A 24,719-nucleotide genomic window follows, 5' to 3' on the forward strand; every position below is an offset into this window, starting at 1 on the left:
GCCTCACAGTTTTCCCGGATTTCTCCCCACTACCGCCCGTTCCCACATGCTCAACAGCTGTTGGCGGTGGGCCCGGATATGCGCCAGCGCCAGCTTGCGCTTGTTATTCGGCAGATATCCTTCGATCTCGACTCCGGTACGAATACTGATGATAAGTTCATGATGACCATAACAAACATGCACATGCGGCAAATGGTGCCGTTCATCATCGTAAAAGTACAAATGGAAAATTAGCCCTGCCAGTCTGTCAATCTCAGGCATTGGCACTCCTTGTCAATGAGCAGATTAACACCGTATCCCAAAGGATACAACCATTCGATTCCCGTCTTTTTGCCTGTAAAAAGGCGCCATGTTGATTTCACTGAAAAATAAAAAACGATTGCACGCCGCTGAAATGTGCGGGTAAAGCGCCATCACCCTGAAACTACCACCCGGAGGACACAATAAAGCTCTGGCTTTCTCACCTCGATAGTCTGTTTCCAGAGATGGAACGCACTTCGCAACAGATTTGTTTTTTATCCGCCTGTCGCCACGGACGACACTGCATCAGACAGATGTCGTCAAATCTGCCGAACTCCTGTCAATTGACACTCGTCACCAGCATGACGCGGGTGTTCACGCCCCTTGCCCTCACCTTAAAACAATTAAAAATCAGCAAATTAAGATATAAGCATTCATTCTGGCACAAACCCTGCTTCGTCTATGCCGATGTGTCGGCGGCTATACCGTCGACATAACCTTTATTCCATCAGAGCCGCGGAAGGAGACCCTGTCATGAACCGGTTCGTTTTAGCAGACCCCAGGAAATGCATTGGCTGCCGCACCTGCGAAGTCGCCTGTGTGCTGGCCCACAGTGATGGCAACCCGTCATCGCTGTCTACGGAACATTTCACACCACGACTCAAAGTGGTGAAGGGGCTGAATGTCAGCACCACGATTCAGTGCCGTCACTGTGAAGATGCGCCCTGCGCCAATGTGTGCCCCAACGGGGCTATCGTCCATGCCGGCGATCATATCCGGGTGCAGCAAGAAAAATGTATCGGTTGCAAAACCTGCGTGGTGGCTTGTCCGTACGGCGCCATGACGGTGATCAGTAAACCGGTGGCGCGTATCAGCCATTATCAGACGTTGGGCAGCTGTATTAAGGCGGAAGCGCACAAGTGCGACCTATGCGAAGGACGCGCCAACGGTCCGGCCTGTGTCGAAGTTTGTCCTACCAAAGCCCTGCGCCTGATAAGCCGGGACGACATTCAAGAGATGATCCTACGTAAACAGCGGCGCGCAGCACTTGATGAAGCCGCGGAAATGAAATTCTGAGCGTGCCGTCGGTACAATGAAGGAGAGCAATGTCATGCAGAAAGTGATTACCGTCTGCCCGTATTGTGGGTCAGGCTGCAAAATTAACCTGTTGGTGGAAAATGGCAAAGTGGTGGGCGCAGAAGGCGCCAACGGCCTGACCAACGAAGGCGAACTGTGTTTAAAAGGCTATTATGGCTGGGATTTTCTCAACGATACCAAGCTGTTAACCCCGCGACTGAAACAGCCGATGATCCGCCGCCAGAAAGGTGCGCCGTTCGAAGTGGTCTCCTGGGAGGAGGCTATCGATTTCGCCAGTTCCCGTCTGAAAGCCATCAAAGAGAAGTACGGTGCGGATGCCATCATGCACACCGGTTCCTCCCGTGGCCCGGGTAACGAAACCAACTACGTGATGCAAAAATTCGCCCGCGCGGTCACCGGCACCAACAACATCGACTGTTGCGCCCGCGTCTGCCACGGCCCCTCCGTTTCCGGCTTGCAGGTTACGCTGGGCAACGGGGCGATGAGTAACTCGATTTGTGAAATCGAAAAAACCGACTGCATTCTGGTATTTGGTTACAACGCCGCCGATTCCCACCCGATCGTGGCGCGTCGCATCATCAAAGCCAAAGAGCGCGGCGCTAAAATCATCGTTTGCGACCCGCGTCATATCGAAACCGCCCGCATTGCCGACCTGTGGCTGCCGCTGAAGAACGGCTCCAACATGGCGCTGGTCAACGCGTTCGCCAACGTGCTGATCAACGAAGGGCTGTATGACACGAACTTTGTGGCGCAGCACACCGAAGGGTTCGATGAATACCGCGCCATCGTCGCGAAATACACCCCGGAATACGTCGCGGACATCACCGGACTCGACCCGCAGTTGATCCGCGATGCCATTCGTATGTATGCCGCTGCGCCGTCCGCCACCATTTTGTGGGGCATGGGCGTCACCCAGTGGACGCAAGGGGTCGACGTGGTGAAAGGTCTGTCCGGCCTGGCGCTGCTGACCGGCAACCTCGGCCGCCCGAACGTCGGCGTCGGCCCGGTGCGTGGGCAGAACAACGTACAGGGTGCCTGCGATATGGGCGCGCTGCCGAACCAGTTCCCCGGTTACCAGAAAGTCACCGATGCGGATGTCCGCGAGAAATTCGCCAAAGCCTGGGGCGTGCCGTCGTTGTCCGACCGCATCGGCTACTCGCTGACCGATGTGCCGCACATGATCAAGGAAGGCAAGATCAGGGCCAATTACCTGATGGGGGAAGACCCGCTGCAAACCGAGCCGGATCTGTCGGTAGTACGTGAAACCTTCAACCAACTGGAATTGTTGATAGTTCAAGACATCTTCATGACCAAGACCGCCGCCGTAGCGGATGTCATCTTCCCCGCGACGTCGTGGGGCGAGCATGAAGGGGTATATTCCGCCGCCGACCGTGGTTTCCAACGCTTCTACAAAGCCGTGGAACCGAAAGGCAATGTGAAGCCGGACTGGGAAATCATCAGCCTGATGGCAACCGCCATGGGCTACCCGATGCATTACAACAACACCCAGGAAATCTGGGATGAGTTGCGCAACCTGTGCCCGCTCTACTACGGCGCCACCTACGAGAAAATGGCCGGTCTGGGTTATATACCGTGGCCGTGTCTGACCGAAGACAGCCCAGGTACGCCGTGGCTGTACGCCGGTAACAAGTTCGACCGCCCGAACGGTAAAGGGTTGCTGTTTGCAACAGAATGGCATCCGCCGATGGAACTGACCGACGCCGACTACCCGCTGGTGCTCTCCACGGTGCGTGAAGTGGGCCACTACTCCTGCCGCTCCATGACCGGCAACTGTACCGCACTGCAAACGCTGGCGGACGAGCCGGGTTACGTGCAGATGAACCCGGAAGACGCCGCCGCGCTCGGTATCCGCGACCAGCAGCTCACCTGGGTGGCATCGCGCCGCGGCAAGGTGATCAGCCGGGCGATGGTCAGCGAACGCATCAATAAAGGTGCGGTTTATATGACCTACCAGTGGTGGATTGGCGCCTGCAACGAGCTGACGCTTGACGAAGTGGACCCGATCGCCAAAACGCCGGAATACAAACACTGTGCGGTGAAACTGGAGCCGATCGCCGATCAGAACTGGGCGGAAAACTATGTCAGACAGGAATACAGCGCGCTGAAGGCTCGTCTGCGTAAAGAAGCGGAAGTCGCGGGTTAACGGCTACCTCTCCTCTCCTACCGGAGAGGAGAGGTTCTTTCTCATTAATTCCACAGCGTTATCCATTGCCTCGTCAGGAACCCCCTCCAATCAATCTGTACAACTCTCAGTCCGCATTTATGCGCATAGAGTTGGATTTTGAAGACGGCCTACAAATGCTATGATCAGCACGATTAAGTTCTGTTAGTAAATGGATACCCGATCTGGTCTGCATCCCCGATCAGATGACAACTATCAGGCAATGCTGTTTGAGCTGCAGGAGTACGACCATGCCAAGACTGACCAATGATGAATTACTGGCTCTGTTGAATGATACAGAGTCAGATCGTGCTGAACGTAAAGAAACATTTAAGGGCGATGTTCCTAAGAAAGCACGTCAGGCAGTCTGCGCTTTCGCTAACGATTTGCCAGGGTATAACCAGCCTGGAGTATTATTCATCGGCGCGAAAGATAATGGTGACCCCAGCAATCTGGAAATCACTGATCAACTACTGTTGTCTTTGGCGGATATGAAAACAGATGGAAACATCCTACCTTTACCTGTTTTAACGGTTGAAAAGCGAACGCTCAAAGGCAAGGATATCGCAGTAGTAACCGTCATTCCTTCCGACATGCCACCAGTAAAGTATGAAGGCCGCATCTGGATACGCACTGGCCCCCGGCGTTCAATTGCCAATGCCCAAGAAGAACGTGTGCTAAACGAGAAACGCCGTTATAAAAATTTACCCTTTGATATTTATCCGCTCCCCACTGCAAGGCTAAGTGATTTATCTCGAATGATTTTTGAAAGTGAATATTTGCCACAAGCATTTGCCGACGATGTTCTGGAAGAAAATGGGCGAAGTTATGGAGAGCGTCTGGCGTCGTGTCGTATGATTGTATCTCCTGAAGATACAACGCCAACAGTCCTCGGTTTGCTTGCACTAGGAAAAAGCCCGCAAGATTTTCTGCCTGGTGCCTATATTCAGTTTTTGAGGATAGACGGCACAGAACTTGCCGACCCAGTTATTGATGAAGAAGAAATCAATGGCAGCATTGTCGACATGCTCCGCCGAACAGAAGAAAAGCTAAAAGCGCACAACCGCTCAGCGGTGGACATTACCTCACACGCAACCCATCTGATTTCATCACCCTACCCGCAAGCTGCGCTGCAACAGATTCTCTATAACGCTGTTCTACACAGAACTTACGAGAGTACTAATGCACCTATTCGTGTGTATTGGTTTAATGATCGTATTGAAATCAATAGCCCTGGTGGTCCCTACGGTAATGTCACCCCAGAAAACTTTGGTCAACCCGGTGTGACAGACTACCGTAATCCTAATATTGCCGATGTGTTAAAGACATTTGGCTTTATACAGGCTTTTGGTCGCGGTATCGCTACCGCCAGACGGGAGATGGATAGGAATGGTAATCCACCTCTGGAATTTGAGACAAACCAGACAGCAGTGGTCTGTATTTTGCGAGGTAAACCATGAGCATCCCAGTTCTGACGTTTTTCAATAACAAAGGTGGCGTCGGCAAGACCTCTTTGATTTATCATCTGGCCTGGATGTTTGCTCATCTGAGAAAAAGAGTAGTCATAGCGGACCTGGATCCTCAAGCCAACCTAACGGCGGCCTTTCTGGATGAAAATCGTATTGAAGACATCTGGAATACTCCAAGCTCCAGTTCCACTATTTATCAGTGCATCAAGCCGTTAACCGGCGTCGGTGATATCACTCAACCACACCTACAAAACATTGCTACCGACCTTTATCTTTTACCTGGAGATGTGGCGCTGTCTGGTTTTGAGGATTTGCTGTCATCTGAATGGCCAAATAGCATGGCCGATAACAATTTATATCGTCCAATGCGAATACTCACCGCATTTTGGCAAGTCATGCAGATGGCCGCCGAAAAAGTGCAAGCTGACATTATACTGGTTGATATCGGCCCTAATCTGGGAGCGATAAATCGATCCGTACTACTGGCTACCGATTATGTGGCGATTCCGCTCGGGGCAGATCTCTTTTCGCTTCAGGGCCTGAGCAACCTAGGGCCGACGCTAAGAGGCTGGAAGAATCTTTGGCGCAAGCGTCTGGATAATTGGCAAGATAGCTCCGAATCTCAGAATCATCCTGACTTCAAGTTGCCGACAGGCAAGATGCTACCTATCGGCTATCTGTGTCAACAACACGGAGTACGTTTGGATCGCCCTGTAAAGGCTTATGACAAGTGGGTGCAACGTATCCCTTCGGTGTATCGTGAGGCCGTTCTCAATGAAAATCCGGTTCAGAACATGAAACAAGAATCCGACCCCTATTGTCTGGCCACAATTAAGCATTACCGTAGCCTTATCCCCATGGCGCAGGAATACCGTAAACCGATATTCAATCTGACGTCAGCCGATGGTGCTATCGGTAGTCATGCCAATGCCGTTAGCGATGCCAAAAAAGACTTTCGACAATTAGCCATCAAGATTGCGGCTCAGATAGGTATGAACTTATAAAAGTCAATGGCTATATAAATGAAACAATATAAACCAAGCGTCCTCAATCTCCGGGCTGATCATGGATGCTTATCTGAGTCTTATCAGGAAATCCCTTCTATTTCCCGGGCGGAAATGCCCATACGTTGCATACGCGATAGTAACGTGGTGCGCTTGAGGCCAAGACGGGCAGCCGCACCTTTGGGGCCGGCGACGATCCCATTGGTTTCCCGCAACACCCGAATAATCCGCTCACGCTCCGATTCATCGTCCACGGCCAGCGGGTCCGGCCTTGCGGTGTCCACCGGCGGTGCAATATCACGGTACGACGGTTTGGGCACATCCAGCGGCGACAGGTGATGTTGCAGTTCATCTATCTGCAGATTTAGCGTGGTGCCGCGCGTCAGGATCACCGCCCGTTCCACCACATTTTCCAGTTCCCGCACGTTGCCGGGCCACGGCAAACGGCTCAACTGACGCAACATCTCGGATGGAATGCTGTCGATGGTGCGATTCATACGGCGGGCAATCTTGCGGGTAAAGAACTTCACCAGCAGCGGGATATCTTCCGGCCGTTCGCGCAATGGCGGAATGACGATGGGAAAGACGTTAAGCCGGTAATAGAGATCGCTACGGTATTCGCGGTCCGCCACCATCTGTTTCAGGTCACGGTTGGTGGCGGCGATCAACCGGACATCCACCGGGATAACTTTGCTGCCGCCCAGCCGCTCGATCTCCCGTTCCTGCAACACCCGCAACAACTTAGGCTGCAATTCCAGCGGGATATCCCCGACCTCATCCAGAAACAGCGTGCTGTTATCCGCCAGTTCAAACCGCCCCTGACGCTGGCTGGTGGCGCCGGTAAACGCACCCTTTTCATGCCCGAACAGGTCGCTTTCCAGCAGGCCGGAGGGAATGGCGGCGCAATTCATTTTTATCATGCGCTGGGATTTTCGCTGGCTCAGGCTGTGGATGGCGCGGGCAATCAGTTCTTTACCGGTGCCAGTTTCGCCGAGAATCAGCACGGTACTGTCGCTGGCGGCCACCATCGCCACCTGCTCCAGCACCTGCTGAATCGCTGCGCTACGGCCGATAATTTCACCAAACTCATCACCGCTGCGCTGATGGATATGCTCGGTCAGTTGTTCAGTCAGGTAGAAGTTTTCATGGATCAACGAATCTTTCAGCCGGGTAATCTGCTCATACGCCAGCGCGTTATCCAGTGCAATGGCGATGCGCGCGGCAATCTGTCGCAGCAACCGCAGGTCCGCGTCGCTGACCACCAGCGCTGAACGGTGCGCCAGTTCCAGCACCCCCAACGCCCGGTTACCGAATGACAACGGCAGCAGACAGACATGAGACAATTCACGCTCAAACCACTGACAAAGCGGACGCGGCTCGCCTGGGTTCAGGCGTTCCGCCACCTGTACCAATTGCGGCTGCTGTTGCGCCATCACGCCGTCAGCCAGCGTTTGCGCTCGCTCCACCTCGCCTTGTACCGTTTTCGGCGCGCCTGCCGGCGGATAAACGGTGGCAAGGTATTTCAACGAGCGCGTTTGTGCTTCTGCGTCTTTTAATACCAGCGCGATAAAATCAATGCCGAAGAAACGGTGGATCTCGCGCGACACTTCCAGCGCCAGCGCCTTCAGTTCCAGTTTGGAAATCACGGTATTGGTGACATCCACCAGAATACGCAGGTGATCGCGCTCATGACGCAAGCGCTCTTCTTCCTGCAACACGTGTTCGCGCTCGCGAATGTTTTCCACCACCAGCGCCACCACACCGGCCAGCGTTTGAAAGAAATCCAGCTCGCTGTCGGTAAAACGGCTGCCGTCGGTTTTGAGGAACTCCACTCCGCCCAACACGCGATGAGTGCCATGCAACGGCAACTGACAATAGTCGCTTAATCCGATATACGCCGGCAGGTCGATCAGGTGGGGGAAATCGCGTTGAAAATGCGTCCGGTCACAGTGCAGTAACGTTTGGGTACTCCACACGATACCGCCGGGACCATTGGCCAGCAGAACCGCCTCTTCGCTGCATTGCGTCTGCCCGGAATCACGATCGTGGCGGAAAAAATGCATCTGGTTATGTAACGGATCAAGCAGGATCAAATTAACCCGGCCGAACCGCACCACGGAGAATGACACGCTGTCCAGCGCCTGCAACAAGTCGGGGATCGTACGCTGTTGCAGCAGCGACTGAGAAATTTTCAGCAAGGCATCCTGCCAGAGAATAGACAGCCGGGACGGAGAGTCTGTCAGTCGTGTCGCCATAACCACCGTAATCCAATCTCCATAGATAGTGTGGGGAAATAGTGTAAGATCTTCACCGACGAAATGACACGTCACCTCACCAATAGCTTGATCTGAATCGTGCTAACGCGGGCAAATGCCCGACAACCGGTTATCCGATGAGCGGTTACCGCTAGCGGAAATCACAATAATAAGAATTGTTTATAATTTACAGGATATTTCGTACAAATTCCGCACAGATAAAGTCATCGTGTCGTTATGCCGTATTCGTGTTCTTCATTTTCGCTCTTATCTTTTCGCTGCTTAAAATACCATCACATTAAACCCAAATGAAACATTTTAATTACATGCAAAAAGTAAAAATAACATTTATTTTCCATTTTCGTGCAACAGAAGCAGGTGATTAAATTTACTGCCGTTTTTATTCGGATAACGGCATAACTTCGTGTTATCGAGCCATATTATATTTTTATGAAAAAGAAGGGTAATTACTGTTTATTAATCACGTGGGTCATCAACCAATAATAAGACCATCGGGACATAGAAATAAATTAGCGACGATTATTGAATATATTGCTGACTCGAACCGAGATATAAGAAAAAGTTATGATTGATACAAAAAGCGCCGACAGCCATCGCAACAAAACACCCAATACATTGATAATAAATAATTTATTATCACCATGCTGATGACGTTTTATCGGCAACCAACCTATTTTCAGTACAAAAATAAGGTGTTTTACCCCCCATAAAGTGATGTATTTCATTTTATTCGCAGAAAAAAAGGGAAAAAATCCCAATTCGTTGTAATATCCCGCGCGGCAGACACAACACCCCACAAACAAATCAGGGTATCGGCCTGCGTATGTCTCACGACATCTTTGACCGCTACGCTGCAATAACACCGGTGTTGTCTGAATACATTCATCAACATGAGGTTTCTATGCAAAGGCAGAAGTTATTAATACAGATAATGCTGGCGATCGTGCTCGGTATTCTGATTGGCTGGGCATGTCACACCTATCTGGACGGCGCCCGAGCCAAAGAAGTGGCGTCTTACTTTAATATGGTGACCGACATTTTCCTGCGTCTGATCAAAATGATCATCGCGCCGCTGGTGTTCGCCACCCTGGTTTCCGGCCTGGCGAGCATGGGGAACTCTTCTGCCGTGGGCCGCGTCGGCCTGAAAGCCATGACCTGGTTTATTACCGCCTCTTTCCTGTCGTTGTTGATCGGCATGATGCTGGCGAACTTCTTCCAGCCGGGCGTCGGCATGAATCTGGTCGCGCCGGTCAACCACGTTACCACCGGTCTGAATACCGATGGTTTCACGCTGAAAAACTTCATCAGTCATATCTTCCCGAAAAGTATTGTGGAAGCGATGGCTAACAACGAAATCCTGCAGATTCTGGTGTTCTCGCTGTTCTTCGGCTCTGCGCTGGCTTACGTCAAACACCACAACAAGCAGGCCAACTTTATCCTGTCGACCATCGAAGAGCTGGCTAAAGTGATGTTCCGCGTGACCGACTACGTGATGGCGCTGGCGCCGATCGCCGTCTTCGCGGCGATTGCTTCCGCCATTACCACGCAGGGTCTGGGGCTGATTTATGACTTCGGTAAGCTTATCGGTGAGTTTTATCTTGGCCTGGCGCTGCTGTGGGCGGTGTTGTTCCTGGTGGGTTACGCCTTCCTCGGCCGCTCCATTCTGGTACTGGCGCGACTGATTCGCGAACCCACCATGCTGGCTTTCGCCACCGCCAGCAGCGAATCGGCGTACCCGAAAACCATGGATGCGCTGACCCGTTTCGGCGTACCGAAGAAGATCACCAGCTTCGTACTGCCGCTGGGTTACTCCTTCAACCTGGATGGCTCCATGATGTACCAATCGTTCGCCATCCTGTTTATCGCCCAGGCGTATAACATTGACCTGAGCTTCACTCAGCAGATCCTGATCCTGCTGACGCTGATGATCACCAGTAAGGGGATGGCGGGCGTGGCGCGTGCTTCCGTCGTGGTCGTCGCCGCGACGCTGCCGATGTTCAGCCTGCCGGAAGCCGGCATTCTGCTGATTCTCGGCATCGACCAGTTCCTGGACATGGGCCGTACCGCGACCAACGTGATCGGCAACAGTATCTCTACCGCTGTGGTGGCTCGTCTGGAAAAAGACATCACCGACGATGAGGAAGAGGCCGAAGCGGACGTGGTGCTGCAACAAGCCAGACAAGACGCCTGATTCCGCACGGAATTCAGCTCATCCTCCAACAGCGGCTCCGGCCGCTGTTTTTTATGGCGCCGGACGACGTGCCGTCATCGCTCGCCAGAATGACTCCGACGCCACGTTCAGCCGGGCATCCAGCCGATACAAATACACCGGCATCTTCATCACGGCGTTATCCAGTTTCAGCACCACCAGTTGGTTGTGCGCCAGTTCATTACCGATGGAATAATCGGGCAGCCAGGCAATGCCCAGCCCCTGTTTCACCATACGCCTGAGCAAGTCACTCATTGAGGAGACAAAACTGACGGTAAAACGTTCGGGCGGCAGCGTGGAGAGATAACGATTGACCTGACGGCCCATATAACTGGTGTCGGTGTAGTTGAGCAGCGGCAATGTGGCGGCCCGCACATCAAAACACGGTTTGCCGGCCACATCGCAGGCGCAAACCGGGTATAACGTGGAATCCATGATGCGGGTATGGCGAAACGGCTCCGACATCAGCTCCTCGTTATAAAACGAAAAAATAAAATCGCTGCGCCCCTCCTTCAGGTTAAGTACCGCATCATCGACATCAATCGACTCGACATAGAAGATTTTCTCCTGCAAGTCCGGCACGTTTTTCAGCAGTTCCGGCATCACGAACACCGACAACGAATGCGCCGCCGCAATGCTAATCTTGTTTTTGTAGTGGCTGCCGCCGTGCAGTTTGTGAATCTGGTACTCCAGATCGTCGAGGGTATTGCGGATGTGGGCGTGGAAAATTTTGCCCTGTTCGGTCAATTGTAGCGGTTGCGCGCCTCGGTCAAACAGGTCGAATCCTACCGCTTCTTCCAGCGCCCGGATACGCCGGCTGAACGATGACTGGGAAATGTTACGCGTCTCGGCCGCCAGTGTGAAACTGCGAAACGCCTCCAGAGCGATAAAATCATATAACCACTTGGTTTCAATGTTATTAAGCATTACTGGCCACCGCTGATAAAAAGCATTTCACGCATAACACCTACAAGGTTATGCAAAACATACATAGACGATGGGAATTTCGCAATTCACATTTTCGGGCGCTATGCGATGATTTTTCCACTCCAAACTATTCGCAGCGAGGCGGAAAACGTGAACCCTGTAATCGGAATTCTTGGCGGCATGGGCCCCGGCGCTACCGTCGATGCCATGCAAAAACTTATCCGGCAGACCCCGGCTCGCAAGGATCAGGAACACATTCCGGTGATCGCCGTATCTATTCCGGATATTCCCGATCGCACCCAGTGCATTCTCAATCACAGCCCGTCGCCGCTGAAAAAGATGATTGAGTACATGAGAATTCTGGAGAACGCCGGCGCTACCTGCATCATCATCCCTTGTAATACCGCGCATTATTGGTTCGAGGATTTGAAACAGCACACTCAGGTGGACATGATCAGTATTATTGAAGCAGCCTGCCAGCAAGTGGCTGAACAACGCGTTCGTCACGTTGCCATTCTGGCCACCACCGCTACCGTGCGCAGCGATATCTACCAGCACGCACTGGCCGATCAGCAGGTGCGCTGCACGTTGCCGACTAATGAGCAGCAGGATGCGGTGATGAACAGCATCTACGCTTACAAGGCAGGCGATGTCGCGCAGTCGCGGGCATTATTATTGCCCGTCGTCGCCTCTCTGCGTCAGCAAGGGGTAGAAAAAATGATTCTGGGTTGCACCGAACTCCCGCTGATTCTGGAGACAGAAGTGAGTACAACCCCTGACATCTATCTGGATGCCACCGATGCACTGATCAAAAAAACCATCGCCTGGTATTACCAGCAGGTGACGCACCCGCCGGTCGCCGCATAATTTTTCTCTGTTGACCGCAGTGTGGCCTCATCGGCATTTGTTATGATAACGCCTGGTGACAATGCAGGGGCTGATTAACAGAGCATCATGAAAGCGAAACCAGTAACGCTCAATGACGTGGCGGCTTACGCCGGTGTGTCTTACCAAACCGTCTCACGGGTGCTGAATCAGGCGCCTCATGTCTCTGCCCGCACCCGGGAAAAGGTGGAGCAGGCGATGGCCGCACTTCACTACATCCCCAACCGGGTAGCCCAGCAACTGGCGCGCCGTAGCGCCACCACCATCGGGCTGGCGACTATCGACCTGTCGCTACATGCGCCATCCCAGATTGCCGCCGCGATAAAAACCACCGCCAGCGAACTGGGGTTCAACGTGGTGATCTCGATGCTGCGCGCGACAGATGGTAATGACATCCAGCGCGCGGTGAATGAACTGCTATCGCAACGGGTCGACGGCGTGCTTATCAACGTGCCGTTGGAACAGGAAGAGGCGGCGCATATCCACCAGTTATGCGCCGCCACGCCTGTGTTGTTTCTTGACACGCCCCCCACCGCCGACCTGCCAAGCGTGATATTCGACCCACATCAGGGCACCAGGCTGGCTATCGATCATCTGGTAGCGCTGGGTCACCAACGGATTGCCTTGCTTGCCGGCCCGCAAAGCTCGGTGTCTGCGCGGCTGCGTTACGAAGGCTGGCAACAGGCGCTGGCTGCCCATCAGTTAACGCCGTGCGCCATAGCGGAAGGTGACTGGAGCGCCAGCGCGGGTTATCAGCAGGCGCACCTGCTGCTGGCGAGCTCGGTTCGTCCGACCGCCATTGCCGTCGCCAATGATCAAATGGCGCTCGGCGTCCTGCGGGCAATCCATGAATATGGGTTACGCGTACCGGAACAAATCTCGGTGATCGGTTTTGACGACACCCGCGACAGTGCTTATTTCCAGCCGCCACTGACCACTATTCGTCAGGATTTCAGGCAGTTGGGGCGGGAAAGCGTCAACCGGCTGCTGGACTGCCTGCAACACCCGCACACCCCGACCCCGCTGCGCCTGAAAACGACGTTGATCCCTCGCCAGACTACCGCCGCCTGGCAGCCTTCCACGTTGTCGCCGCAGGATGTCGCGCAGCAACTGATTACACTGGCAAGGCAGTTACAACGCTAACCGCTTCCTCCTGACGCCGGTTTTGTGATCGACACCACTTTCCGGCGTCTCTGCGCTTTACTCCCATCCGGCAAGCCGTGATCCTGACAGTAAATTGTGAGCGGATAACAATTTTTGTTTACCCGCTTGCCAGACGGCTCAGCCACTCACTCTTTCAGCCAAAAGGAAAGCCTGTTTTATGTCTACTGCTTCCGCTTACGCTCCGCTATCCGGCCTCTCGCTGGCGGATATTCTGGCCAGACGCGATTGGGAAAACCCGGCCTGCCCCCACATCCGCCGGCTGGATGCGCATCCGCCGTTTTCCAGTTGGCGCAACCTCAACGCCGCACGAGACGATCAACCTTCCGACCGACGCCAGATGCTGAATGGTGAATGGACCTTCAGCTATTTCTCACGTCCGGAGGCCGTACCGGAACAGTGGCTGACACAGGATCTGACCGATGCGAACCCGCTCGCGGTACCGTCCAACTGGCAGCTGGCGGGATACGATGCGCCGATTTACACCAATATCAAATACCCGATACCGGTCAATCCACCGTTCGTACCGCAAGACAATCCCACCGGTTGTTACTCGCTCACATTCTCAGTCAACGGTGACTGGCTGACTCAGGGCCAGACCCGTATCGTGTTTGACGGCGTTAACTCCGCCTTCCATCTGTGGTGCAACGGGCAATGGGTCGGCTATTCCCAGGACAGCCGGCTACCGGCGGAATTCGATCTGACATCCTGCCTGCAACCGGGAGAAAACCGGCTGGCGGTGATGGTGCTGCGCTGGTCTGACGGCACCTATCTGGAAGATCAGGACATGTGGCGCATGAGCGGCATTTATCGTGATGTCTACCTGTTGCATAAACCGGCGGTACACCTGCGTGATGTGCAACTCACCACCCCGCTACGGCATAGCTATACCCAAGGTACGCTGTGCGTCACCGCGCTGGCAAACCTGCCGGAAGATCAGGCTCAGGCGTGGCAACTGGCGGTGCAATTGTGGCGCGGCGGGCAACTGGTGGGAGAACAGCGCGCCCCCTTCGGCACGCCGGCTATTGATGAACGCGGCGCCTATCACGACAGGGTGAGCCTGCAACTGGAGGTGGCGCAGCCCGCTTTATGGAGTGCGGAAGAGCCCAACCTGTATCGCGCAGTGGTGGCGCTGGAGTACGACGGCACGCTGGTGGAAGCGGAAGCCTATGACGTCGGTTTCCGCGAAGTCGCCATCCGTAACGGGCTGCTGTTGCTCAACGGTCAACCGCTGTTGATTCGCGGCACTAACCGCCATGAACACCATCCGCAGTATGGTCAGGCGATTGATGAAGCGACCATGCGGCAGGACATTCTGCTGATGAAGCAGCACAACTTCAACGCGGTGCGCTGCTCCCACTATCCCAATCATCCATTATGGTATCGGCTGTGTGACCGCTACGGTCTATACGTAGTGGACGAGGCCAACATCGAAACCCACGGTATGCAGCCGATGAGCCGCCTGTCGGACGACCCGCGCTGGCTACCGGCTTATGCCGAACGCGTCACCCGCATGGTACAGCGGGATCGCAACTACCCCTGCATTATTATCTGGTCGCTGGGCAATGAGTCTGGCTACGGCCCTACCCACAGCGCGCTCTACCAGTGGGTAAAGCAGCAGGATCCAACCCGACCGGTGCAGTACGAAGGCGGCGGCGCCGACACGCCCGCCACCGATATTTTGTGCCCGATGTATGCCCGTGTTGATCAGGACCAACCGTTCCCGGCGGTGCCGAAGTGGTCAATCAAAAAGTGGATTGGGCTGCCGGGAGAACATCGCCCGCTCATTTTGTGCGAATACGCACACGCTATGGGTAACAGTTTCGGCGGGTTTGACCGTTACTGGCAGGCATTCCGTCAATATCCGCGCCTGCAGGGCGGTTTCGTCTGGGACTGGGTGGATCAGGCGCTGACACGTGAGCAGGATGGCAAAACGCACTGGGCCTACGGCGGCGACTTCGGTGATAAACCCAACGACCGACAATTCTGCCTCAACGGTCTGGTGTTCCCCGATCGCACGCCGCACCCGGCATTGTACGAAGCTCAGCGCGCCCAGCAGTTTTTCCAGTTCAACCACCATGAGAATGCCCCGCTGACGCTGACCATCACCAGCGAATACCTATTCCGGCGGAGCGATAATGAGGAACTGCACTGGCGCATTATGCAGGATGATGTACAACTGGCATCAGGCCGTGTACCGCTCGATATTACCCCACAGGGTTGCCAGACCCTCACTCTGCTTGAGCAACTGCCTGCGCCGCAACACCACGCCGACATGTGGCTGACGGTAGAGGTGATCCAGCCGAACGCGACCGACTGGTCGCCTGCCGGTCACCGCTGCGCCTGGGATCAATGGCAGTTACCGATGCCGCTGGCACGCCCAACGCCACGCCGTGACGGTAGCAAACGTCCGACGCTGACCCAGAATGACGACCAGTTCGAGGTTATCCACGGCCAACAGCGCTGGGCGTTTAATCGCCATAACGGGTTGCTGACCCAGTGGTGGCGCGATGGGCAAGCTCAGTTACTCAGCCCGCTACAGGACAACCTGGCGCGCGCGCCACTGGATAACGACATCGGCATCAGTGAAGTCGACCGTATTGACCCGAATGCCTGGGTAGAACGCTGGAAACTGGCCGGGCTGTATCGGTACGACACCGACTGTCGGCATATTCATGCCGATACCCTCAGCGACGGCGTGCTGATCACCACCGAACACATCGGCCATTATCAGCAACAGGTGCTGTTCATCAGCCGTAAACAGTGGCGCATTGACGCGCAAGGCGTGCTGACGGTAAGCGTGGAAGTGGACGTCGCGCGTCACCTGCCTTCACTGGCGCGCGTCGGCCTCAGTATGCAACTGGCGGCGGTCACCCCACAGGTGAGCTGGCTGGGGCTGGGCCCGCACGAAAACTATCCTGACCGACGCCTTGCCGCGCTGCACGGTCGCTGGCAACAACCGCTGGAAGCGATGCACACGCCATACATTTTTCCATCGGAAAACGGCTTGCGTTGCCACACTCGGGAACTGCGCTACGGCGACTGGCTTATCGAGGGCGATTTCCATTTCGGTATCGGCCGCTACAGCCGGCAGCAACTGATGGATTGCACTCATCACCATCTATTGCAGCCGGAACCGGGCACCTGGCTCAATCTGGACGGCTTCCACATGGGCATCGGCGGTGACGATTCCTGGAGCCCCAGCGTTGCGCCGGACTTCCTGCTAACCGCCCCTCGCTACCGTTACCAATTGCAACTGCAGTTACGATAATCCCCTGCGGACTGGCTGCCCCATCTTGTTGCCAGTCCGCTATTTTTCCACCGCAGCGCCGCGCAATCACGGCAATCGTACGAAAAAAACAACACATTGCGCATTCCCTCGCCAAACGCATCAAAAATGTGGTTTACACCTTTGACATGCACAACAGACCCCGTTATCATGCGCCCCGTTCCAACGATTCCTCTGTAGTTCAGTCGGTAGAACGGCGGACTGTTAATCCGTATGTCACTGGTTCGAGTCCAGTCAGAGGAGCCAGATTCTTGTTTTCATGCGGCTTTGCGAATCCCTATGTGATTCGGATTCAATAAGTTAGCGTGAAATATCTTCCCGATGCATTTTCAGTTTTCCCTCCGCATCGGGAGAATTTGGTGGTCAGATTTGGGGTCTTTCCAGTTCGATAATGGAGTGACCCGCATATGTCTCTTAATGACACGAAAATCCGCAACTTAAAACCTCCTGTTGCTTCCATCAAACTATCCGATTCGCACGGTCTATATCTTCACGTTAAACCTACCGGTTCACGTCTCTGGTACTTCAGATACTATTTTGCTGGCAAAGAGACCCGCATAGCATTAGGCGCTTATCCGTTAATCAGTTTGTCGGAAGCACGCCAGAAACGTGACGAATTCCGCAGGCTGCTGGCGCAAAATATCAACCCGACACAGCAACGCGCCGCTGAAAAGGCGGCTCGTTCTCCTGCAAAGAGTTTCAAGACCGTGGCATTGAGCTGGCATAAAAGCAACCGAACCTGGTCAGAGAACCATGCCGCCCGTCTGCTCGCCAGCATGAATAACCATGTCTTCCCGATAATTGGACACCTGCCAGTCACAGAACTGAAAACTCGCCACTTCATCGACCTGCTGAAAGGGATTGAGAAAAAAGGTTTGCTGGAAGTGGCGGCACGAACCCGACAGCATATGTGCAACATCATGCGTCATGCCGTACATCAGGAATTAATAGAGCACAACCCAGCGGCAAATCTGGACGGTATTATCGCCCCTCCCGTTAAACGCCACTACCCTGCCCTTCCGTTGGAGCGACTATCGGAGTTGTTGACGCGCATCGAGGACTATAAGCAAGGACGAGAATTAACCCGGCTGGCCGTATCGCTCACCCTGCATCTGTTTATCCGCTCCAGCGAATTGCGCTTCGCTCGATGGTCGGAAATTGATTTCAGAAATAACATCTGGACTATTCCCGCCACCCGCGAAGCCATCCCCGGCGTGCGTTATTCCGGGCGTGGCGCGAAAATGCGTACCCCGCATATCGTTCCCCTCTCCCGTCAGTCCATCACTATTCTGAAACAGATACGGGAAATCTCCGGGCATCAGGAGCTGATATTTCCCGGTGACCATAATCCGTATAAGCCAATGTGCGAAAACACGGTCAACAAGGCTTTGCGCCTGATGGGTTATGGCACGAAAGATGAAATCTGCGGTCATGGATTCCGGGCAATGGCCTGTAGTGCGCTGATGGAATCTGGACTGTGGGCGCAGGATGCGGTTGAGCGCCAGATGAGCCACCAGGAACGCAATAGCGTTCGAGCGGCTTACATCCATAAAGCAGAATATCTCGATGCCCGTAAAGCGATGATGCAATGGTGGTCGGATTATTTGGATATGAACCGGGAAGGATACGTTGCGCCCTATGTTTATGCGCGAGAATGCAGGGATCGCGCAGTAAACTTTATCATCGGTTAGCAAAAAGAATTCGCTGTGGTCCCCTGCGCATTACCGCAGGGGACATACAGCATTGACCACCTCAAGAGCAGTAAAAACGCAATGAGCCACAGGCTTATTGCCGGAGTAAACAGTGTGCGCCCCGCCGTGACTGGCGGGGCGTGATGTCTGACTGTCAGGCCGACGGTTTGCTGCGCGACCAGATCAAATGATGCTTGCCATTCTCGTCTTCGATAAGGCGAGCATAGAGGGTTGCCGGGAACGAAGGATCGTCGAGCGTCACCGACAGATAAGGCCGTTCGGCCTGGCTGATTTTCCGCCAGGCTGCGCCGATGTCATAACCACCGAGGGTCTGAATACGGAAGTCAGGGGCGTGCTCGCTGCTTTTGTCGCAGGGGATGAACCTCGCCTTGACATTCAAAGTCAGGGTGCGGACGGTGCCAGTGAAGCCGTTGTTTTGTGCGGTGAAGGTGCCGATGTTAGCCATGATGTTGCTCCTTTCGGATTTTCAAGGTCGCGCCTGTCGCGTCCTTTGTTGTGATCCGAACGGCAGGAACCGGGCTGGCCGCATCGCTTACGACCGCAACACCGTGAAGGACCGGAAGAGGCAAAGAATTTGCTGCGCGAGGAAGGCGCTTGCGCCGGGGAAATTGTTTGCCTCTTCCGGTTGCGGCCATGAAGCCCGGCTCCTGCAAGGATCCACAACGTGCTCAAGGACGCATGGGCCGACCGATCCGAAAGGCGCACTGGCTGACCCGGCTTCCCCGCACAACGGCTTTACCGGCTCCTCTCCTGATACAGCCAAGGTCATCATCCCTGCGACGGGCGGGCCTGCTCTACCGTCTGCCCCTCGGTGCAAACAGCCTATGGCGTCAATCCGGTCATCAGACCGGGCGGCATATCGGTGACGTATCCTTCATGACCGCAATACCTTCGGCGCCAGTGTCAAAAACGGCAAACATCCATACAACCTGACGCAGCAAATGATGGCAAACGAAAACGCCCCGCCAATTACGACGTGACATCCTTTTAATACTGAAAAAATGACAATGACCCTCTCCATACATTCAAAAAAACCAGAATTAACACGTAATGACCAACAATAACAGCAGGACATATATTTTTATGGCAGACTAAATTTAGTTTGAATAAAAATTTCATTCTATAAATTCAATCTGACAAAACAGTTCTGGGTTGTCCATGCCAGTGAAACACGTTGATGACATCCATTCATAAAACTAAAGTGTGCATAACCCAGGTGCTGTAGTGCTGCTGCAACGGCAGGCGGTAGCCCACTTGTGATACAGATCCCCCCATTCCTTGTGGATTTGTTATTTTCTTTCTTAAAAAACCTAAAAATAGATAAAGCTGGTCATTCTAAATAAACTTTTTTCGCTCTATAAATTTACATATGGAACGCTAACTTTATACCCAGCAAGTTTATTAATCACCCTTTACGCTCTACACACAGGAAAGGTTGTCATTCTGAAGGAGATTACATCATGCAAAAACAAACCTTCCTTTTAAACACGAAAAGCAGTATGCCTGAATGGATGACGATACAGGAGGCTATCAGAATAACGAAGAAAACAACAAAAATAGAATTGACAGACAGTGATATTTATCGCCATGCTTTATATGGAAACATCAGTCTTTCCATCTACTTCCAGTCACCAATTTTTTTACGAAAAATACGAATATTAGATAATAAATTGAAATTACGGCCAGTCGGGCACTCACTCATCGACCAGCTATGTTTGCTTGATCGAAGCAGTTTTCTTGGCAAGCGAGATCTTATTCTCAGTACCGAGGGAAAATACATTACTCCCACCCAGCCCATTATTGACACACTCTTAGCGGGATATGAGTACGTTATGGTACAACGCTTGCTTGCCCGCTCCCTGCGCATTCCATTGCCACACATCGGTACAAATGAAATCAATTACGGTATATCGGTAACCCTTTCAGGAGAGATATTTCAGGTATTCGAAAAGCTCACATGGCAGGAAAGAATAAACCAAAAGATCATGCGACTTCCTGAAAAAATATCGACTGATATTTATCAAAGAATTTTACAACAAGGCATGAATCCATACCTCCGAAAGGATTACTTTCCGGTTCATGACCTACCGCAAGATGCCTGTTTTGTTATCCGGCATACTGAACTGGAAAAGTTAATCGACATGCCGACCAAAAACCAAACATCCGCATCATCTTCCACGCGGATATCCACGCCGCTATCCCGATTATTCTGGCTCGCCTGTAAACATAATGAGGCCATTAGTCCATTAATCCGGCAGCCCTATAAGCTGTTGTCCATTTTTGAGCAATGGGCATCAACTGATGGTATCACCGACCATCTAAGCGGCGATACACTAAAAACTGCACTGGAGCGCGGCTCGCCAACATCCATTTCGGCATCTAATTAATATGACATTTTTTCATTCAATTCAGGCTGTATCCCTAATTACCTGCGAGATGGAAAATCACACAACGTTGACAGGTGATGGCAGTGAAAATTAATTAAGGGACACAGCCTAGTTTATCCACCTTATTGCATTAGCAAGTCTTTCTTAAAAGAAATAATTTTCTACGATGCAGTTCTTCGTTTTTCTACCCACTCCTTTAATTTTTTTTCATTTAATCGACCTGATTTTGGATATTTAATTGGAACAAATAACAACAATGTAGCTACTTCATCATCAACATGCTGCTCTGCTGTTGAATGATCAAACATTGTTCCGTGTCACCTTCACGCCGACGCGTCAGGTTCTTCTGACCATCATCATACTGGTTCCACAGATTGCGCCAGTGCAGCAGCCGGTTTCGGCTAACGAGAAGACACCATGCCAGCTTCCGCGTCCCGCAGGTTATCTGCCGCATCATACCCGTACGCCCGGTGGTGCACCTGCCAGTGTACATCTGCCCGTTTCACTAAACGCCCTTCGTAATCGTACTCGACGTCACATCATAAATTATCACTAACCGAAAGCGTTTTATATTCACCCTTGATTTTTATTTCCAATGATTAAACATCATTTTCCTATGATATTATTTATTTCATCTTTTTTGTGAGTATAGTTTTTTTTCATAGGATGAAAATCAACTTTCTTAAGCGTTGGCGCATCAAAAAGAAAATTCATATCACCATCCTTTAGATTCCAAAATTTAATATTTTCAATGGATTTCATTGAAGGAATAAAAGCGAGCGAATCAACATCTGACAAAAATAAATCTCTAATGGATTCATTGCCAGAAAGAAAGGAAAAATCGGTCAAACCCTTACACTTCTCGACATAAAGATGAGATAGATTTTTTATTTTATTTACACCTGAAATATCTAATAAACTTGGACAGTAAGTTATTCTTAGAGTTTTCAGCGCACAGAGAGATTCTATTCCTGACAAGCTCTTGAGCTTAGCACTACTAATTCTAAGAGACTCCAACTCTTTCAGATTAGATATAAAACCACAATCAATATTTTTTGTAGAAACCAACAAAAGATCTTTTAATCCGTTAACATTTAATATATCTATTTCACTGTCTGCTTTTGTTATATAAAGAGTTTCCAATGCAGAAAATTTAGAGAACTCTATTTTTCCCTTTAAATATTGCATTGTTATTTTTTTTATTGCATTCATTTCATATAGCGGCGATAAATCAACCTTATTTAAATTGACATCATCGGCGATATAAACAGAAGATATACTGTTATTTCCAGCCAATGGGGTTAAGTCAAGCCCAACGCTGCCCTTTTCTATTGGATTAATTATTTTAATACTATTAAATTCATTTTTTTCAGCATAGGAAACCCCCTTAGAAAGAACATCAAACGGTATTTCAAGCTCTTGTGTGTTTTCATTATAAAAAACAGTTTTCACGGCATTACCCCTTAGCATGTAGATGCTTTAGATGATTTGGATTTTTTAGATGCTTTAAATTTCTCGTCTAGTTTATTAGCTAGCTGATCAACCTTCTTCTGAGTTTTAGCATCTGCAGCATCATATAGTTTTTTACCTGGTGAGTTTATACGTTCACTATTCGCAAAATCAGGGGAGTAACGGGCATTATATTTCTCCATCAATCGGTGCTCGACCATAAAACCTAATTTATTGTCACCAAAATCCATATGTGCGAATTGTGTAGCATTAGATTTACCACCTATACGATAGTTCATGGAGCTATTCATTCGAGACTCTGGCCCTTTACCAATATACGATGTAACTTCATCAGTAAAAATATATGTCCCTGTTAGTCCAAACGGATCAACCCAAGATAACGGGTTAGGCGCATACTGATAAAGATTAATCCCGCCCGCCAGCCCAATCGGGTCCTGTGTGGTAAACCGGCCTACCGTCGGGTCGTAATAACGAAACAGGTTGTAGTGCAACCCGGTTTCGTTATCCGCGTACTGCCCCGCGTAACGTAGTGGCTGCGGCTCCACTGTCTTGCCGTCGCGCAGTCCCTCACTGTCCTGCGTCTGCCCGCGTAGCTGGCCAAAGCTGCCGTAGTCGCCGCTCCAGCGGACCGAGCCGTCCGCATCCGTCATCTCCAGCGGGGCACCATTCAGGTCCGTGATGAACCAGCGGATATCGCCCTCACTCGCTCCCGCCTGCTGTGTGATGCGCGCTAACGGCGACCACCATACCGTCGGGTCATACACGTAGCTATCTTTCCGGTCAGGCTGCCTGACCTGCAACAACCGGTAGCCTTCCCACAGAAAGTGCGTCTCTTCCTGCTTCCCGCTCTCACACCAGGTCACCGTTTTACCGGTTCGCCTTCCCAGTGCGTCATAACCATATCGCGCCACGAACTCGCCCTGCGGCCCCCGGCCACGCGCCGCGACCAGACGGTTGTCCGCATCATACTGATAATACTGTTCTGTTGCGCCTTCACGTCGCCGCGTCAGGTTACCCTGACCATCATACTGGTTCCACAGATTACGCCAGTGCATCAGCCGGTTATCGGCTAACGGGAAGATACCATGCCGGTCTTCCGCATCCCGCAGGTTATCGGCTCCATCATACCCGTACGCCCGGTGGTGAACCTGCCAGTGTACATCTGCCCGTTTCACCAGACGCCCTTCGGCGTCGTAATCGTACTCGACGTCACCCCGCAGGCTGTCCCTGACCGAGGCCAGTTCGCCGGATGCCGTATAGCTCAGCGCCCGCGACAGTATCCGCTGCTCCGGCTCCGCCACTTCCCACAACGCGCTGCGCTGTGACGTCAGACGGCCCAGACGGTCATACGTTCGTTGCTGTTCTCGTCGTCCCTGTGTGCGTGTTATCTCCCGATGCAGCCGGTCACGGGTAAACTCACTCACCACCTGATGATTGAATTTCACCGCGCTGACATGCCCTGAACCGTAACGCAGCCAGTGCAGTTCGTCGCCATCCGGCAGTGACAGGGTGCTCACATTCCCCAGCGCATCCCGCCGGTAGGCAATGTCGCCCCCACTGCCGTGCTCACCCGACAGATAGCCCGCCGCATCATAACTCAGCCTGACCTCATCCGCGCTGATACCCAGCGCAAGACCTGCCTCACTGGGCTCACGCCTCAGCGAAACCAGCCGTCCCCGGTCATCGTGCTGATAATGAAACACGGCATGGGCATGGGCGCGGCGAACCAGTTGCCCGGCGATATCATGCTGGTAAACGTGCGGTATGGCTTCATCATTCGCCGCCTGACCACGCTGCGATCGCTGACAAAGGTAGCCCGCCTCGTCGTAGCGGAACGTCAGTTCAACGCCGTCCACCCGTCGCTCGTTCACCAGGCGACCTGCCGCATCATACCCAAAGCGGTATTCCGCACCGTTGCCGTTCTCCAGCCGCAGCAACTGTCCACGCACGTCATAATGCCAGCGTTTTACCCGACGGAGCCGGTCTGTCACACTCACCGGCTGGCCCAGCGCGTTATACTGCCAGCGTACCTCGCTGTTCTGCGCGTCGCGCCATGCCTGTAACTGACCGCGTTCATTCCAGCGCAGCGTATCCCGGCGGCCGTCCGGGTAGATAACGCCCGCCAGTTGCCCATGCGCATCCCATTCACGACGGGTACGATGACCTTCCGCATCGACAGAGGTCAGCAACTGCCCATAGCGGTCATACTCAAAGATCGTGCATTGCCCGGAACAGTCGGTACGCGCCGTCAGCAGCCCCTGCCTGTCCCAGGCCAGTGTCACCGTTCCGCCCAGCGCATCGGTCACGCTGTCCGGCAGGCTCTCCTGCGCACCGGGGTAGTGATAACGCGTCGGGTTCCCCAGTGCGTCCGTTTCCTCCACCAGCCGGTTAAGGTCGTCGTACAGATTCA

At 52.7% G+C, this 24,719-nt stretch carries 17 protein-coding genes and 1 tRNA gene; 11 read left to right on the forward strand and 7 right to left on the reverse strand.

Features of this window, described 5'->3' with window-relative positions:
• Positions 1–3: 3 nt before the first annotated feature.
• Positions 4–261, reverse strand: coding sequence for a DUF4160 domain-containing protein (locus FDP13_RS14115; protein WP_012770401.1), 258 nt, complete (start codon positions 259–261; stop codon positions 4–6).
• A 513-nt stretch (positions 262–774) separates the two neighbouring features.
• Between FDP13_RS14115 and FDP13_RS14120 the strand changes: the two genes are divergently transcribed.
• From FDP13_RS14120 to FDP13_RS14135, 4 genes are all read left to right on the forward strand, one after another.
• Entirely contained in the window at positions 775–1,317 is a 543-nt protein-coding gene (locus FDP13_RS14120) for a 4Fe-4S dicluster domain-containing protein (RefSeq protein WP_012770402.1), read from the forward strand.
• Between the two features lie 34 nt (positions 1,318–1,351).
• Positions 1,352–3,502 (forward strand): formate dehydrogenase subunit alpha, encoded by a 2,151-nt coding sequence (fdhF, locus tag FDP13_RS14125; protein ID WP_033577716.1) that lies wholly within the window; start codon positions 1,352–1,354, stop codon positions 3,500–3,502.
• Between the two features lie 269 nt (positions 3,503–3,771).
• On the forward strand, positions 3,772–4,980 hold the full coding sequence (locus tag FDP13_RS14130; RefSeq protein ID WP_143839700.1) for an ATP-binding protein: 1,209 nt from the start codon (positions 3,772–3,774) through the stop codon (positions 4,978–4,980).
• On the forward strand, positions 4,977–5,993 hold the full coding sequence (locus FDP13_RS14135) for a ParA family protein (protein ID WP_143839701.1): 1,017 nt from the start codon (positions 4,977–4,979) through the stop codon (positions 5,991–5,993). Before FDP13_RS14130 ends, FDP13_RS14135 begins: the two co-directional genes overlap by 4 nt.
• 83 nt (positions 5,994–6,076) lie before the next feature.
• Here the strand turns inward: FDP13_RS14135 and flhA are convergent, their stop codons facing one another.
• On the reverse strand, positions 6,077–8,248 hold the full coding sequence (gene flhA, locus FDP13_RS14140; RefSeq protein WP_050516177.1) for a formate hydrogenlyase transcriptional activator FlhA: 2,172 nt from the start codon (positions 8,246–8,248) through the stop codon (positions 6,077–6,079).
• Positions 8,249–9,170: 922 nt separating this feature from the next.
• Between flhA and FDP13_RS14145 the strand changes: the two genes are divergently transcribed.
• Positions 9,171–10,460, forward strand: coding sequence for a dicarboxylate/amino acid:cation symporter (locus FDP13_RS14145; RefSeq protein ID WP_033577715.1), 1,290 nt, complete (start codon positions 9,171–9,173; stop codon positions 10,458–10,460).
• Positions 10,461–10,511: 51 nt separating this feature from the next.
• On the opposite strand, the gene hypT is transcribed toward FDP13_RS14145, so the two are convergent.
• Complete coding sequence (gene hypT, locus FDP13_RS14150) at positions 10,512–11,405, reverse strand: hypochlorite stress DNA-binding transcriptional regulator HypT (RefSeq protein ID WP_033577714.1); 894 nt, start codon at positions 11,403–11,405, stop codon at positions 10,512–10,514.
• A gap of 150 nt (positions 11,406–11,555) precedes the next feature.
• On the opposite strand from hypT, the gene FDP13_RS14155 reads away from it, so the two are divergent.
• The 5 genes from FDP13_RS14155 to FDP13_RS14175 all read left to right on the forward strand — a co-directional run bounded on the left by FDP13_RS14155 (position 11,556) and on the right by FDP13_RS14175 (position 18,431).
• Positions 11,556–12,272, forward strand: a complete 717-nt coding sequence (locus tag FDP13_RS14155) for an aspartate/glutamate racemase family protein (RefSeq protein ID WP_033577725.1) — start codon at positions 11,556–11,558, stop codon at positions 12,270–12,272.
• An 87-nt stretch (positions 12,273–12,359) separates the two neighbouring features.
• Positions 12,360–13,433, forward strand: coding sequence for a LacI family DNA-binding transcriptional regulator (locus FDP13_RS14160; RefSeq protein WP_033577713.1), 1,074 nt, complete (start codon positions 12,360–12,362; stop codon positions 13,431–13,433).
• A gap of 178 nt (positions 13,434–13,611) precedes the next feature.
• Entirely contained in the window at positions 13,612–16,722 is a 3,111-nt protein-coding gene (locus FDP13_RS14165; RefSeq protein WP_143839702.1) for a beta-galactosidase, read from the forward strand.
• A gap of 188 nt (positions 16,723–16,910) precedes the next feature.
• Positions 16,911–16,986, forward strand: a tRNA-Asn gene (locus FDP13_RS14170).
• Positions 16,987–17,147: 161 nt separating this feature from the next.
• Complete coding sequence (locus tag FDP13_RS14175) at positions 17,148–18,431, forward strand: integrase arm-type DNA-binding domain-containing protein (protein ID WP_143839703.1); 1,284 nt, start codon at positions 17,148–17,150, stop codon at positions 18,429–18,431.
• A gap of 154 nt (positions 18,432–18,585) precedes the next feature.
• Here the strand turns inward: FDP13_RS14175 and FDP13_RS14180 are convergent, their stop codons facing one another.
• Positions 18,586–18,897 carry a DUF736 domain-containing protein gene (locus FDP13_RS14180; protein WP_040001583.1) on the reverse strand — a complete coding sequence of 104 codons (312 nt, stop codon included), beginning with the start codon at positions 18,895–18,897 and terminating at the stop codon, positions 18,586–18,588.
• A 1,015-nt stretch (positions 18,898–19,912) separates the two neighbouring features.
• On the opposite strand from FDP13_RS14180, the gene FDP13_RS14190 reads away from it, so the two are divergent.
• Complete coding sequence (locus FDP13_RS14190) at positions 19,913–20,839, forward strand: hypothetical protein (RefSeq protein WP_143839704.1); 927 nt, start codon at positions 19,913–19,915, stop codon at positions 20,837–20,839.
• Positions 20,840–21,000: 161 nt separating this feature from the next.
• Here FDP13_RS14190 and FDP13_RS21680 read toward each other — a convergent pair whose 3' ends face one another.
• From FDP13_RS21680 to FDP13_RS14200, 3 genes are all read right to left on the reverse strand, one after another.
• On the reverse strand, positions 21,001–21,147 hold the full coding sequence (locus FDP13_RS21680) for a hypothetical protein (protein WP_155246175.1): 147 nt from the start codon (positions 21,145–21,147) through the stop codon (positions 21,001–21,003).
• 298 nt (positions 21,148–21,445) lie between these two features.
• The gene (locus FDP13_RS14195; RefSeq protein ID WP_143839705.1) at positions 21,446–22,291 is read right to left on the reverse strand and encodes a toxin; all 846 of its coding nucleotides are present in this window, start codon (positions 22,289–22,291) and stop codon (positions 21,446–21,448) included.
• An 11-nt stretch (positions 22,292–22,302) separates the two neighbouring features.
• Positions 22,303–24,719 (reverse strand): RHS repeat-associated core domain-containing protein (locus tag FDP13_RS14200; protein ID WP_234424413.1); only part of this gene is annotated, 2,417 nt, incomplete at its 5' end.

Origin of the sequence: Dickeya sp. ws52, assembly GCF_007210685.1 — a bacterium.
In the GTDB taxonomy this organism is placed as follows: domain Bacteria; phylum Pseudomonadota; class Gammaproteobacteria; order Enterobacterales; family Enterobacteriaceae; genus Dickeya; species Dickeya chrysanthemi.

Coding starts and splice junctions, on each gene's coding strand:
- FDP13_RS14190 (WP_143839704.1), top strand. CDS start 19,913: ATGCAAAAACAAACCTTCCTTTTAAACACGAAAAGCAGTATGCCTGAA.
- FDP13_RS21680 (WP_155246175.1), bottom strand. CDS start 21,147: ATGTTTGATCATTCAACAGCAGAGCAGCATGTTGATGATGAAGTAGCT.
- flhA (WP_050516177.1), bottom strand. CDS start 8,248: ATGGCGACACGACTGACAGACTCTCCGTCCCGGCTGTCTATTCTCTGG.
- FDP13_RS14135 (WP_143839701.1), top strand. CDS start 4,977: ATGAGCATCCCAGTTCTGACGTTTTTCAATAACAAAGGTGGCGTCGGC.
- FDP13_RS14145 (WP_033577715.1), top strand. CDS start 9,171: ATGCAAAGGCAGAAGTTATTAATACAGATAATGCTGGCGATCGTGCTC.
- fdhF (WP_033577716.1), top strand. CDS start 1,352: ATGCAGAAAGTGATTACCGTCTGCCCGTATTGTGGGTCAGGCTGCAAA.
- FDP13_RS14115 (WP_012770401.1), bottom strand. CDS start 261: ATGCCTGAGATTGACAGACTGGCAGGGCTAATTTTCCATTTGTACTTT.
- FDP13_RS14120 (WP_012770402.1), top strand. CDS start 775: ATGAACCGGTTCGTTTTAGCAGACCCCAGGAAATGCATTGGCTGCCGC.
- FDP13_RS14180 (WP_040001583.1), bottom strand. CDS start 18,897: ATGGCTAACATCGGCACCTTCACCGCACAAAACAACGGCTTCACTGGC.
- FDP13_RS14165 (WP_143839702.1), top strand. CDS start 13,612: ATGTCTACTGCTTCCGCTTACGCTCCGCTATCCGGCCTCTCGCTGGCG.
- hypT (WP_033577714.1), bottom strand. CDS start 11,405: ATGCTTAATAACATTGAAACCAAGTGGTTATATGATTTTATCGCTCTG.
- FDP13_RS14160 (WP_033577713.1), top strand. CDS start 12,360: ATGAAAGCGAAACCAGTAACGCTCAATGACGTGGCGGCTTACGCCGGT.
- FDP13_RS14130 (WP_143839700.1), top strand. CDS start 3,772: ATGCCAAGACTGACCAATGATGAATTACTGGCTCTGTTGAATGATACA.
- FDP13_RS14175 (WP_143839703.1), top strand. CDS start 17,148: ATGTCTCTTAATGACACGAAAATCCGCAACTTAAAACCTCCTGTTGCT.